Genomic DNA, 13199 nt, shown 5'->3' on the forward strand with positions numbered 1-13199 from the left:
GCGCCTCTGTAAATTATCCGCGTTGATCGGTAGACTTGACGGCTTTCCGTAGAACCCCGTGGAGTGATGGCATGGCGGACGTAAACAAGGTCGTTCTGGCGTATTCCGGCGGCCTGGACACTTCGGTGATCCTCAAGTGGCTGCAGGATACTTATAACTGTGAAGTGGTGACGTTCACCGCTGACCTGGGTCAGGGCGAAGAGGTCGAACCTGCACGAGCCAAGGCGCAAGCCATGGGCGTGAAAGAGATCTACATCGACGATCTGCGCGAAGAGTTCGTGCGCGATTTCGTTTTCCCGATGTTCCGCGCCAACACCGTTTACGAAGGTGAGTACCTGCTGGGTACCTCCATCGCTCGTCCGTTGATCGCCAAGCGCCTGATCGAGATCGCCAACGAAACCGGTGCCGACGCCATTTCCCACGGAGCTACCGGCAAGGGCAACGATCAGGTTCGTTTCGAACTGGGCGCCTACGCCTTGAAACCAGGGGTGAAAGTGATCGCTCCCTGGCGTGAGTGGGACCTGCTGTCCCGCGAGAAGCTGATGGACTATGCCGAGAAGCACGCGATCCCGATCGAGCGTCACGGCAAGAAGAAATCCCCGTACTCGATGGATGCCAACCTGCTGCACATCTCCTATGAAGGCGGCGTGCTGGAAGACACCTGGACCGAGCACGAAGAAGACATGTGGCGCTGGACCGTCTCCCCGGAGAAGGCTCCCAACACCCCGACCTACATCGAGCTGACCTACCGCAACGGCGACATCGTGGCGATCGACGGCGTCGAGATGACCCCGGCCACCGTGCTGGCGACCCTGAACCGCATCGGCGGTGAAAACGGCATCGGTCGTCTGGACATCGTGGAAAACCGCTATGTCGGCATGAAGTCCCGCGGCTGCTACGAAACCCCTGGCGGCACCATCATGCTGCGCGCTCACCGGGCGATCGAATCGATCACCCTGGATCGTGAAGTCGCTCACCTGAAAGACGAGCTGATGCCCAAGTACGCCAGCCTGATCTACACCGGCTACTGGTGGAGCCCTGAGCGTCTGATGCTGCAACAGATGATCGACGCCTCCCAGGCCCACGTGAACGGCGTGGTTCGCCTGAAGCTGTACAAGGGCAATGTGATCGTCACCGGTCGCAAGTCCGATGAGTCGCTGTTCGATGCCAACATTGCGACCTTCGAAGAAGACGGCGGCGCCTACAACCAGGCGGATGCGGCTGGTTTCATCAAGCTCAATGCCCTGCGCATGCGTATTGCGGCCAACAAGGGTCGGACTCTGTTCTGATGCCTTGAGTCGTTTTAAAAGAGCCCCGCCATGAGCGGGGCTTTTTTATGCCTGATGTTTTAATCGATCAAACGGGTGTCTGGAGACCCTAACTAAAAGTTTCCACTGGCCATTGTTTCAATGGGATCTCGACTATCTTTCAGTCCGCTATTTTCAATACGAAGTGTAGGAAAGTCAGGAGTAGTTATATATAGGGGGCGACGTTCAATTTTTCCTTGTAGGGCAAATCCGTATTGTTTGTAAGGAACTTCTCGGGGCGATGCTGGCCAAGGGCATGGCCATGCCACGGGCTAAATGACTGGGTTATGGTGTTTGCTTGAAAAACCAATAGCGGACTCTGGACTTACCCATGAAGAAAGTTTTGATCGTAGATGATCATCCCGTCACTCGTCTGGCTGTGCGCATGCTGATGGAGCGGCACGGCTTTGAAGTAGTTGCCGAGGCGGACAATGGCATGGATGCCCTGAAACTGTCTTATGAACATGTTCCAGACATCCTTATTCTTGATATTGGTATTCCCAAACTCGATGGCCTGGAAGTTATCGCCAGACTTTCGTCAAAAGCCATGTCGACCAAAGTGCTGGTATTGAGCCTGCAAGTACCTGGCCCTTTCTCCATGCGCTGCATGCAGGCTGGTGCGGCCGGTTATGTGTGCAAGCAGCAGGACATCACTGAATTGATCAGCGCCGTCAGGGCCGTCCTGGCCGGCTACAGTTATTTTCCCAACGAAGCCTTGCATACCTTGCGCTCGAGCCTGGGCATCGCCAGCGAGGAGGGGATGTTGTCCAGCCTGTCGGGTCGAGAGTTGATGGTCCTGAAGCAACTCGCCGGTGGGCAGACCAACAAGGAGATTGCCGAGGGCCTGTGCTTGAGCAGTAAAACGGTAAGCACCTACAAAAGGCGGCTGTTGGGGAAACTCAACGCCCGCTCGCTGGTGGACCTGATCGAGTTTGCCAAGCGCCATCAGCTGGTATGAAGGTTAAGGCGCTACAACAAGGCGCGGAAGGAAAAAAACAGCGGCTTTTGCGAGCTTTCATCGCGTTGCGGGCCTGCCGGTCTGTCGGCGATGTTGGATCCCTCAGCCGCGCATGGCCTGGTTTGAAAAGAAGCGACTTGGAATGTTGGCCGGTGTAACAAAAAAGCCTCCGTCAAAGGAGGCTTTTTGTTACTAAAGATCAAAGTCGTAATCGGCCAGTTGCTTTTGCAAGCGCCGCTCTTCCAGAAGGTTGTCGATGGTCCGACGTTTGCTCAAGTTGGTCTTGGCCACCTCTACCACAGGCTCCGCATCTTCTGTTTCAACAGGGGTGAAGTCGTCTTCTACGTCCAGTTGTTCTTTGCCAGTACTCATAAGGTTAACTCCAGGCTAAGACTGCCATTGGCGCTCCTTATATCGATATTCTCGGGACTGGTAAAAAAGATTTTTTCAATCGACCTATCATCAAAATCAATGATTGCTCAATCGTCAGAGGTCTTGTGCTTGTATTCGCACAGGTCCTCGATCCGGCAGCTTCCGCAGCGCGGCTTGCGGGCCAGGCACACATAGCGGCCATGGAGGATCAGCCAGTGATGGGAGTCGAGGAGATACTCCTTGGGCACGAATTTCATCAGTTTCTTTTCGACCTCCACGACATTCTTTCCAGGGGCCAGCCCTGTGCGGTTGCTGACCCGGAAGATGTGCGTATCGACGGCCATGGTCAGTTGGCGGAAAGCCGTGTTGAGTACCACGTTGGCGGTCTTCCTGCCGACGCCTGGCAGGGCTTCGAGCTCTTCGCGGGTCTGCGGGACTTCGCTGTTGTGACGTTCCACCAGCAGGCGGCAGGTCTCGATCACGTTTTTGGCCTTGCTGTTGTACAGGCCGATGGTCTTGATGTACTCGGACAGGCCTTCGACGCCCAGGGCATAGATGGCGGCCGGCGTATTGGCCACGGGGAAGAGCTTGGCCGTCGCCTTGTTGACCCCGACATCGGTGGACTGGGCCGAAAGGATCACGGCAATCAGCAGCTCGAAGGGCGACGAATAGGCCAGTTCGGTTTTCGGTTCCGGATTGTCTTCGTGCAGCCTGCGGAAAATTTCCAGGCGTTTTGCGGCATTCATGGGTGAGTCATTTCCTTGAAGGCGGTCGATGTGAGGTCGAAGAAGCGGCCCAGGCCTGCCTGGCGGCCAGCAACAGCCCCAGCAGGATAAAACCGCCAGGTGCGAGTGTAAGCAGGTGCAAGCCGCCCTGGGCGGTCAGAACCCAGCCTGGCCAGTCGACGTCGTTCATTCCCAGCAGCCATTGCAGATGATTGCCGAGGGTGCCACTGCCGAAGGCTTCGCGCAGCGCGCCCAGGATAACCAGCAGCAGGCAGAACAGGCCGGCAAGACGCAAGCGCACGGGGCGCTGGAAAAAATCCTGGTATTCCAGCACTACGCATTGCACGGCAATCAGGCCCAGGTAGAGGGCCAACTGTTGTTGCAGCTCGAACGCCGAGGCCTGCGCGGCCAGCATGGCACAGCTGGTGAGCGTGGCGCTGAGCAGGATACTGGCGCCCAGGCGGCCCTGGCCAGCCAGGCGTGGGCGCAGGGCATTCATGCACAGGCCGAATACTGTGCTCACACAGAGAAATACCAGGGCCAGCCCCAGGGCCTTGACCAGTGAGTCGCTGGCACCGATCAACGGCGCGAGCATCAGGGCGTTCTGCAGGGTCGAGGATTTATTCATGGGCGGGACTTCCCAGCAGTTGTTCGCGGTGCTCATCGAAGTAACGCAGGCTGTCGTGAATCCCCTCGACCACCGCCCGTGAGGTGATGGTGGCCCCGGCCATCTGGTCGAATTGGCCATTGTCTTTTTTCAGCGCCCAGCCGGCGTCGCCCGGGTCACCCAGTGATTTGCCGATAAAACCCTGCAGCCAGGCATTCGGGCGCTCGGCGATGCGCGCGCCCAGCCCGGGCGTTTCAGAATGCCGCAGAGCCTTGCTGCCCAGCAGTTTGCCGTTGGCGGCGACGCCGATCAGCAGCTCGATCGGGCCGCCATAACCGCTGACCTGGCTGCGTAGCAGCACAGCGCTGGGTTGGCCGTTGCGGGTGGCGCGATAACCGGCGAGCAGGGTGCTGTGGCTGAGCTGGATGTTATCGATGGCCAGCGGCTGATCCAGCGGCTGATTGTCGTAGCTGTCGACGGGCAGGAGATCCAGCAGGTTGCGTGCCTGGATGGCGCGCTGTTCGCGCTCGATGCGGGGAGCCGTCGTCTGATGGACGAAGAAAGTGCCAGTGGCGCCGACAGCCGCCAGCAGTGCCAACACTCCCAGGCTCGTTGCGCGGTTCATGGCAGGGAAGGCTCGGGCGGCGGAGCAGCCAGGCGCTCCAGGGCGGGGACGGCGAGGTTCATCAGCAGTACGGCGAAGGCGACACCGTCCGGGTAACCGCCCCAGGTGCGGATCAGGTAAGTCAGCAGACCGACGCCGACCCCGAATAGCAGGCGTGCCTTTGTGTTCCTGGGGCCGGAGACCGGCTCGGTGACGATAAAAAAGGCGCCAAGCATGGTCGCGCCGCTCAGCAGGTGGAAAAACGGCGAGCCGTGGGAGTCCGACCCGGAACCGTTCCAGCACAGCAGGCTGATGACGAACAGGCTGCCGAGCATGCCGGCCGGGGCGTGCCAGCTGAATACCCGTTGCTGCAGCAAAAAGGCGCCGCCGGCGAGAAAGGCCAGGTTGACCCATTCCAAGCCCTTGCCGCCGAAATGGCCGAAGGCGGCATTGCCGGCGAACAGTTCATCGATGGTCAGGCTTTTGTTGATGCGCAGGCTGTCGAGTGCCGTGGCCTGGGCCCAGGCATCGGGCGCGGTTCTGTCGAGGGCTATGCCGAAGATCTGCTGCAAGCCGCCCAGCAGGTCCAGGCCATGGGAGGCCGGCCAATGAGTCATCTGCTGGGGGAAAGAGACCAGCACCAGGGCATAACCGAGCATTGCCGGGTTGAACGGATTCTTGCCGACGCCACCATACAGGTGCTTGCCGAACAGCAAGGCACAAGCGGCCGCGCTGACCGTCAGCCACCACGGGCAATACGGCGGCAAGGCCAGGGTCAGCAAGGTGGCGCTGACCAGGGCGCTGCCATCACCAAGGAAAGGACGCAATGGCCACTGGCGCAATCGCAGCACCGCGGCTTCGACGGCAAGGGCGGTGGCACAGGCCAGCAGGAGGTTGATCAGAATCCCCCAGCCAAACAGCCAGAAGAGCGCCAGCAGTCCCGGCAGGGTCGCCAGAAGCACACGCTGCATGGCTTGTCGCAGGCGTTCGTCCGGTTGCTCAAGGGGCGTCATGGGCTTGTACCTGGCGCTCGGCTTCGGCCAGTCGCTCGCGGGCCTTGGCCAACAGTGGCGGCGGGGTGTCGCTGTGACGCTCCAGCTTGCTGACTTCTGCCCGCGCGTAAGCCAGTTCGGTTTTCAGTTGCCGCAGGCGGGCGTCGATCGGGCGTTTTTCGACTCGCACCAGATTGGGCGCCGGTTGCCCGCTGGCTTCTTCGGTCGCATGCAAGGCCTGTTCTGCGTCTTTCAGTGCCTGCTGCAGACTGGCCAGTTGCTCGGCGGGCGCCTGGCTGTCCTGGGCCTTTTTCAGTTCGGCGCGGCGCATCGCCAGCTGGATTTTCGCGCGCTTGAGCTCGGCGTCTTTGGCCGGGGGCGCTGAGGCCAGGGTTTCGACGGTGGTTTCGACAGCGCCTTCCAGCTGCGCGAGCGCTTGCTCGGCGGCCTCGAACTGGCGCTGCAGGACGATCAGTTGCGACTGTTGCTCGAAGGTCGGCGGATGGCCGAAGGCTTTCAGCGATTTGTTCAACTGGGCCCGGCTCATTGCCAGATCGATCTTGGCTTTTTTCACCGCGGCATCGGCGGCGGCCGCCTTTTGCGCGCGCACCCGCTCGATGGCCGCCTGCACCGGGTCCAGGCTGGTTTCACTGGGCTGCGCCGCACGTTGCGCGCGGGCGGCCCGTTCGGCCTGCTTGTGCTGTTCTTCGCGTTGCAGCCGGGCATTGCGGCGCTCGAAGCGCTGGCGCGCATGATCGCGCTTGGCGGTCCGGGCGCGCAGTTCTTCGAGACCGGTGGCCAGACCGCCGACGATCGGCAATACGTCATTCAGCGGCAGCGGATACATCTCGATACAGTCCACCGGGCACGGCGCCACGCAGAGATCGCAGCCGGTGCATTCGTCGATCAGCACCGTGTGCATCTGCTTGGCCGCGCCGACTATGGCATCCACCGGGCAGGCCTGGATGCACTTGGTGCAGCCGATGCATTCGGCTTCGCGGATAAAGGCCACCTGGGCCGGCGCCGGGCCACGGCTGATGTCCAGTTCCACGACCGGGACATTCAGCAGCCTGGCCAGGCCGGCAATGGTTTCGTCGCCGCCGGGCGGGCACTTGTTGATCGCCTCGCCGTTGGCGATGCCTTCGGCGTAGGGCTTGCATCCGGGGTGGCCGCACTTGCCGCATTGGGTCTGCGGCAGCAGGGCGTCGATGCGTTGAATCAGACTCATGGGTTGAGCAGTCCGTTGAAACCGAGAAATGCCACCGCCATCAGGCCGGCGCTGATCAGGTCGATCGGCAGGCCGCGAAAGGGCAGGGGCACATCGTTGTTGAAAATGCGTTGGCGCAGGTCGCTGAACAGGCTCAGCACCAGCCAGAAACCGAGGCCCGCACCCAGGCCCAGGGCGAGGCTATGACCGATTCCCCGATTGGCCTGGACCGCCAGCAGCAACGCGCCGAGCACGCCGGCATTGCCCAGCAGCAGCGGCCAGAGGCCGTCGAATGGCAGCCCGGGCAACATCCGGCTCAGCAGCTTGAGCAGCGGTGCGATCAGCAGCACGCCCAGCGGCAGGAACACGAACAGTTGCAGCGAGGTCAGGCCCAGCGGTACCAGCAGCGCCTGATAAAGCCCGTAGCCCAGCAGGCTGCAGAGCAGCATCAGGCAACTGGTGGCGATCCCCAGGGCATGGATCCGCCGCCGCGCAACCTGCGGTTCGGCACTGGCCTGCAACAGCGGATCGACGCCCAGCGGCCACTGCAACACGAAGTTGTTGATCAGGGCAGCACTGATGAGCGTGAGGACAATCTCGGTCATGTTCGTGGCCGGTGAGGGCGGGCGGATACCTGAAGACTAGGCAATTATCCGGCAAGGGCGCAGGCCCATCCATATATGAAAATCCCCCCGCCACGCAGCGGCGCGACGGGGGGATCGATCCCGCAAGCGGAGTTACTTGATCCGCTGGCCTGGCTTGGCGCCGCTGTCCGGGCTCAGCAGGTAGATCTCTTCGCCGCCGGGGCCGGCCGCCATCACCATGCCTTCGGAAATGCCGAATTTCATTTTCCGTGGCTTGAGGTTGGCGATCATCATGGTCAGGCGACCGTCGAGTTTGGACGGATCCGGGTAGGCGCTCTTGATCCCGGAGAACACGTTGCGTTGCTCGTCGCCGATATCCAGGGTCAGGCGCAGCAGCTTGTCGGCGCCTTCCACATGTTCGGCCTTGACGATCAGCGCCACGCGCAGGTCGACGGCGGCGAAAGTGTCGAAGTCGATTTCCGGCGACAGCGGATCCTTGGCCAGCTCGCCGTTGCCCGCAGGCTTGGCTTCACCGGTGTCGGTCTGGCTGGCGGTCAGGTCTTCTTTCGAGGCGTCGGTCATGGCTTGTACTTTCACGGGGTCGATCCGCGTCATCAGCGGCTTGAATGCGTTCAGCTGGTGGTTGCTCAGCAGGTGCTGGTGGTCGTTCCAGGTCAGCGGGGCGACATTGAGGAACGCCTCGGCGTCGGCGGCCAGCAGCGGCAGCACCGGCTTGAGGAAGATCACCAGTTGGCGGAACAGGTTGACGCCGGTGGCGCAGATGGCCTGGACTTCATCCTGCTTGCCTTCCTGCTTGTTCAACGACCACGGCGCCTTGTCGGCGATCCAGGCGTTGGCGCGGTCGGCCAGGGCCATGATTTCACGCATGGCGCGGGCGAAGTCACGGGCCTCATAAGCGTCGGCGATGCTCGGCGCGGCCGCCAGGAAGGCGTCGGTCAGCTCCGGCGCGGCGTTCTGGTCCACCAGCACACCGGCGTTGCCTTTGTGGATGAAGCCGGCGCAACGGCTGGCGATGTTCACCACCTTGCCCACCAGGTCGGAGTTGACCTTCTGCACGAAGTCTTCGAGGTTCAGGTCCAGGTCGTCGACGCCGCGGCCCAGCTTGGCCGCGTAGTAGTAACGCAGGTATTCCGGCGACAGGTGGTCGAGGTAGGTCCGGGCCTTGATGAAGGTGCCGCGGGACTTGGACATCTTCTGGCCGTTGACGGTCAGGTAGCCGTGCACGTTGATGCCGGTCGGCTTGCGGTAGCCGGCGCCTTCGAGCATGGCGGGCCAGAACAGCGCGTGGAAGTTGACGATGTCCTTGCCGATGAAGTGGTACAGCTCGGCGGTCGAGTCCTTGCCCCAGAACGCATCGAAGTCCAGCTCCGGCGTGCGGTTGCACAGGTTCTTGAAGCTGGCCATGTAGCCGATCGGCGCGTCCAGCCAGACGTAGAAGTACTTGCCCGGCTCGTCGGGGATCTCGAAGCCGAAATACGGTGCGTCGCGGGAGATGTCCCACTGTTGCAGGCCGACATCCAGCCATTCGGCGATCTTGTTCGCCACGGCGTCCTGCAGGGTGCCGCTGCGGGTCCATTGCTGCAGCATCTGCTGGAAGTCCGGCAGCTTGAAGAAGAAGTGCTGGGAATCCTTGAGCACCGGGGTGGCGCCGGAAATCGCCGACTTCGGATCCTTCAGGTCGGTCGGCGCGTAGGTGGCGCCGCATTTTTCGCAGTTGTCGCCGTACTGGTCCTCGGTGCCGCATTTCGGGCAGGTGCCCTTGATGAAGCGGTCGGCCAGGAACATTTGTTTTTCCGGGTCGAAATACTGGGTGATCGAGCGCGTGGCGATGTGCCCGGCGTCGCGCAGCTTCAGGTAGATCTGGCTCGACAGCTCACGGTTTTCTTCGGCGTGGGTCGAGTGGAAATTGTCGAAGTCCACCAGGAAGTCGGCAAAGTCGGCGCTGTGTTCGGCCTGGACGTTGGCGATCAGTTGTTCCGGGGTGATGCCTTCCTTTTCCGCGCGCAGCATGATGGCCGAGCCGTGAGCGTCGTCCGCGCAGACATAGATGCATTGGTTGCCGCGATGCTTCTGGAAGCGCACCCACATATCGGTCTGGATGTACTCAAGCATATGGCCAAGATGGATGGAACCATTGGCATAGGGCAGGGCGCTGGTGACGAGGATCTTGCGTGGCTCGGACATGGGGCTCGGCTACTTGATGAAACGGAGGTCGGCCACTATAAAGCGCCGAGAAATATATTTCACCCCGTGAGCCCGGTTTTCCACGGCCGTCGTAGCCATCGGCGGGCGTGCTATATGATGCTTTGGCATCCCGCCCACGCCACGGAACAGGTAGGATAGCCGCCTGATTTTCCCGTCTTGTTATCGGAGTTGCCCATGAGCGCCGTCAATCGCGCAGCGGTGGAAGCCGTTCTTCGCCAATACACCGACCCCTACCTGAACCAGGACCCGGTCAGCGCCGGTTGTGTCCGTTCCATCGACATCCAGGGCGACGAGGTGCGTGTCGAACTGGAGATCGGTTATGCCGCCGGTCTGTTCAAGAGTGGCTGGGCCCAGTTGCTGAAGCTGGCCATCGAAAACATGGACGGCGTGGTTATCGCTCGCGTCAATGTCACCAGCGTGATTGCCGCGCACAAGGCCCAGGCGCAGATTCCGGGCCTGGCCAACGTCAAGAACGTGGTGGCGGTGGCATCCGGCAAGGGCGGGGTGGGCAAGTCCACCACCGCGGCCAACCTGGCCCTGGCCCTGGCCCGCGAAGGCGCCAAGGTGGGGATTCTCGATGCCGACATCTATGGCCCGAGCCAGGGCATCATGTTCGGCATCGCCGAGGGCACCCGGCCGCAGGTCAAGGATCAGAAATGGTTCGTGCCGATCAAGTCCCACGGCGTCGAGGTCATGTCCATGGCCTTCCTGACCGACGACAACACGCCGATGGTCTGGCGCGGGCCGATGGTCTCCGGCGCCCTGCTGCAACTGGTGACCCAGACCGCCTGGGGCGACCTGGACTACCTGGTGATCGACATGCCGCCGGGCACCGGCGATATCCAGCTGACCCTGGCGCAGAAGGTCCCGGTGGCCGGCGCGGTCATCGTCACCACCCCGCAGGACCTGGCGTTGCTGGATGCGCGCAAGGGCGTGGAGATGTTCCGCAAGGTCAACATCCCGGTGCTGGGCGTGGTGGAAAACATGGCCGTGCATATCTGCTCCAATTGCGGCCATGCCGAGCATCTGTTCGGCGAGGGCGGTGGCGAGAAGCTGGCGACCCAGTACGGTGTCGAGCTGCTGGCCTCGCTGCCGCTGTCGATGCTGATTCGCGAGCAGGCCGACGGTGGCAAGCCGACCGTGATCGCCGAGCCGGAAAGCCAGATCGCCATGGTCTATCAGGAACTGGCCCGCCATGTCGGCGCGCGCATCGTGTTGCAGGAAGCCGCGGCACCGGCGATGCCGAACATCACCGTCAGCGACGACTGAGCCGGTTGGGCCAACAAAAAAGCCCGGTGCACTGCACCGGGCTTTTTTATGAGCATTTCATGGGTGGGTTTCAGATCCGCAGGCCGCCCGTCCAGCTCGAGAATCCGGCCGGTGTAATAGTCGTTCTCGAAGATGTAGGCCGCCGAATGAGCGATTTCTTCCGGCTTGCCCATGCGCTTGAGCGGGATGCCGGAGGTCATTCTTTCCAGGGCCTCGGGTTTCATGCCCTGGGTCATTTCGGTTTCGATGAAGCCCGGTGCGATGCCGGCCACGCGGATGCCGTAGCGCGCCAGTTCCTTGGCCCAGGTCACGGTCGCCGCGGCGACCCCGGCCTTGGCCGCGGAGTAGTTGGTCTGGCCGATATTGCCGGCACGGGAAATCGACGAGATGTTGATGATCGCGCCACTGGTTTTCAGCTCGACCATCTTCGCCGCGACTTCGCGGGTGCAGAGGAACACGCCGGTCAGGTTGACGTCGATCACCGACTGCCACTGGGCCAGGCTCATCTTGCTCATCTCGCCGTCCTTGACCTTGAGCAGCAGGCCGTCGCGCAGGATGCCGGCGTTGTTGATCAGGCCGTGAATGGCGCCGAAGTCCGCGGCGACCTGGGCGACCATGTGTTCCACCTGCTCTTCATGGGCAACGTTGCACAGGTAGGCGCGGGCTTCGACTCCCGCCGCCTGGCAGGCGGCAACGGCCTGGTCGAGTTTCTCCTGGTTCAGGTCGACCAGCGCGAGCCTGGCGCCTTTGCTGGCGAAATACTCCGCCATGGAGCGGCCCAGACCCTGGCAACTGCCGGTGATAATGATTACTTTGTCATTGAGTTGCATTCGCATGCTCCGAAAGCAGAACTGGAGTGGTGTCCTTCAAGGCGCCTCTCTTGTGCGTCGGGCATGGCCTGGCTGCAGATTGAGAATTGCCCCCGATGGCGTCGCTGGAACTTTGCTCCAGGCGCCCGTCCGTTTTAGACGGATTCTATATAAGGAGTCATAAATTGAGCGTTGAAGCTGCGAAGCATGCACGAGAATTACTGCTCAAGGAATACCGTGGCGTGCTGTCGACGCACTCCAAGGCCATGCCGGGTTTTCCCTTCGGCTCGGTGGTTCCTTATTGCCTGGACGAGCAGGGGCTGCCGCTGATCCTGATCAGCCGCATTGCCCAACACACCCATAACCTGCAGAAGGATCCCAAGTGTTCGCTGCTGGTGGGCGAACGCGAAGCCGAGGACGTCCAGGCAGTGGGGCGCCTGACCTATCTGGCCGAAGCCGAAAAGCTCGAAGACGCCGCGGCGATCGAGGCGGCCGCCGAACGCTACTACCGGTATTTCCCGGAGTCGCAGAACTACCACAAGGCCCACGATTTCGATTTCTGGCGGCTCAAGCCGGTGCGTCATCGCTACATCGGCGGCTTTGGCGCGATCCACTGGATCGACCAGGTGACGCTGGCCAATCCGTTCGCCGGCAAGGCCGAGCTGAGCATGGTCGAGCACATGAACAGTGATCACGCCAAGGCGATCGCCCATTACGTGGACCTGGCTGGCCTGCCGAAAACTGCCGCGGCGCAACTGGCTGGCATCGATACCGAAGGCATGCACCTGCGGATCGGCCAGGGGGTGTACTGGCTGCCGTTCCCAAGCCCCTGTAATACGCCGACACAAGTACGCGAGGCCTTGGTTTTTCTGGCTCACGCCGAGCAATGGCCGAAAAATGCCGGGGCCGAGGCTTGAATTCACGAATTGCCGACGTCATTTAGGGTCTACTGGAAGGCATTCTTCCGTAGAGGAAACCATTTGATGCGCCCTTTTCTGTTGCTCTTTCTGCTGTTCCCGGTGCTAGAGCTGTTCGTCTTCGTCAAAGTCAGCGGTGCGATCGGGTTTTTCCCGGCGCTGCTGCTGATCATCCTGGGTTCGATGCTGGGTGTGCTGGTCCTGCGCGTCGCGGGGCTGGCCACGGCATTGCGTGCCCGTGAAAGCCTGAACCGCGGCGAATTGCCGGCCCAGACCATGCTCGAAGGCCTGATGCTGGCCCTGGCGGGCGGCCTGTTGATCCTGCCTGGCTTCATCAGCGACATCTTCGGCCTGTTCATGCTGTTGCCGATCACTCGTCGCCTGCTGGCCAACAAGATGCGCCAGCGCGCCGAAGAACAGGCCATTCGTCAGCGTGCCTTCGCCGACGACATGCAGGCTGCCCGTGGCGGTCCCGCGCCGCAGCGCCCTCTGGGGCGTGAGCCGAATGTGATCGAAGGCGAGTTCGAGCACCGCGATTCCTGAGTCTCTCAATGATCGACACGGCACCTTCGGGTGCCGTGTTCGTTTTGCCCGACTGAAAATCTAAAAAAATTCACTGGGC

13 protein-coding genes and 1 pseudogene are annotated in these 13199 nt (G+C 61.6%); 5 read left to right on the forward strand and 9 right to left on the reverse strand.

Annotated elements, in window-relative coordinates:
• Positions 1-71: 71 nt before the first annotated feature.
• Together CRO75_RS08280 and CRO75_RS08285 are read left to right on the forward strand one after the other, a co-directional pair.
• On the forward strand, positions 72-1289 hold the full coding sequence (locus tag CRO75_RS08280) for an argininosuccinate synthase (protein WP_009045364.1): 1218 nt from the start codon (positions 72-74) through the stop codon (positions 1287-1289).
• Between the two features lie 349 nt (positions 1290-1638).
• A complete protein-coding gene (locus CRO75_RS08285) occupies positions 1639-2265 on the forward strand; it encodes a response regulator transcription factor (protein ID WP_007922442.1) in 627 nt (208 codons plus the stop codon).
• A gap of 192 nt (positions 2266-2457) precedes the next feature.
• On the opposite strand, the gene CRO75_RS08290 is transcribed toward CRO75_RS08285, so the two are convergent.
• The 8 genes from CRO75_RS08290 to metG form a co-directional block, all read right to left on the reverse strand.
• Positions 2458-2637, reverse strand: a complete 180-nt coding sequence (locus CRO75_RS08290; RefSeq protein WP_007922443.1) for a hypothetical protein — start codon at positions 2635-2637, stop codon at positions 2458-2460.
• A 107-nt stretch (positions 2638-2744) separates the two neighbouring features.
• Positions 2745-3383 carry an endonuclease III gene (gene nth / locus CRO75_RS08295; RefSeq protein ID WP_007922445.1) on the reverse strand — a complete coding sequence of 213 codons (639 nt, stop codon included), beginning with the start codon at positions 3381-3383 and terminating at the stop codon, positions 2745-2747.
• Between the two features lie 7 nt (positions 3384-3390).
• Complete coding sequence (locus CRO75_RS08300; protein WP_097134959.1) at positions 3391-3990, reverse strand: Rnf-Nqr domain containing protein; 600 nt, start codon at positions 3988-3990, stop codon at positions 3391-3393.
• Entirely contained in the window at positions 3983-4594 is a 612-nt protein-coding gene (locus CRO75_RS08305; protein WP_097134960.1) for an RnfABCDGE type electron transport complex subunit G, read from the reverse strand. The genes CRO75_RS08300 and CRO75_RS08305 overlap by 8 nt, the downstream gene beginning before the upstream one ends.
• Complete coding sequence (locus CRO75_RS08310) at positions 4591-5586, reverse strand: RnfABCDGE type electron transport complex subunit D (RefSeq protein WP_097134961.1); 996 nt, start codon at positions 5584-5586, stop codon at positions 4591-4593. Before CRO75_RS08310 ends, CRO75_RS08305 begins: the two co-directional genes overlap by 4 nt.
• Positions 5573-6793, reverse strand: coding sequence for an electron transport complex subunit RsxB (gene rsxB / locus CRO75_RS08315; protein WP_097134962.1), 1221 nt, complete (start codon positions 6791-6793; stop codon positions 5573-5575). Before rsxB ends, CRO75_RS08310 begins: the two co-directional genes overlap by 14 nt.
• Complete coding sequence (locus CRO75_RS08320; protein ID WP_062824789.1) at positions 6790-7377, reverse strand: Rnf-Nqr domain containing protein; 588 nt, start codon at positions 7375-7377, stop codon at positions 6790-6792. Before CRO75_RS08320 ends, rsxB begins: the two co-directional genes overlap by 4 nt.
• A gap of 132 nt (positions 7378-7509) precedes the next feature.
• Positions 7510-9561: a methionine--tRNA ligase gene (gene metG / locus CRO75_RS08325; RefSeq protein WP_009045358.1), complete on the reverse strand. Its 2052-nt coding sequence runs from the start codon at positions 9559-9561 to the stop codon at positions 7510-7512.
• 195 nt (positions 9562-9756) lie between these two features.
• Between metG and apbC the strand changes: the two genes are divergently transcribed.
• Positions 9757-10851, forward strand: coding sequence for an iron-sulfur cluster carrier protein ApbC (gene apbC, locus CRO75_RS08330; protein ID WP_009045357.1), 1095 nt, complete (start codon positions 9757-9759; stop codon positions 10849-10851).
• 86 nt (positions 10852-10937) lie between these two features.
• Here the strand turns inward: apbC and CRO75_RS08335 are convergent.
• Positions 10938-11681 (reverse strand): annotated as a pseudogene (locus CRO75_RS08335) (SDR family oxidoreductase); the annotation flags it as partial.
• Between the two features lie 164 nt (positions 11682-11845).
• Between CRO75_RS08335 and CRO75_RS08340 the strand changes: the two are divergent.
• Both CRO75_RS08340 and CRO75_RS08345 read left to right on the forward strand, forming a co-directional pair.
• Positions 11846-12577, forward strand: a complete 732-nt coding sequence (locus CRO75_RS08340) for a HugZ family protein (protein WP_097134963.1) — start codon at positions 11846-11848, stop codon at positions 12575-12577.
• Between the two features lie 66 nt (positions 12578-12643).
• A complete protein-coding gene (locus tag CRO75_RS08345; RefSeq protein ID WP_009045354.1) occupies positions 12644-13120 on the forward strand; it encodes an FxsA family protein in 477 nt (158 codons plus the stop codon).
• Positions 13121-13199 lie beyond the last annotated feature (79 nt).

The organism is Pseudomonas sp. LAMO17WK12:I10 (genome assembly GCF_900215185.1).
Lineage (GTDB): Bacteria > Pseudomonadota > Gammaproteobacteria > Pseudomonadales > Pseudomonadaceae > Aquipseudomonas > Aquipseudomonas chlororaphis.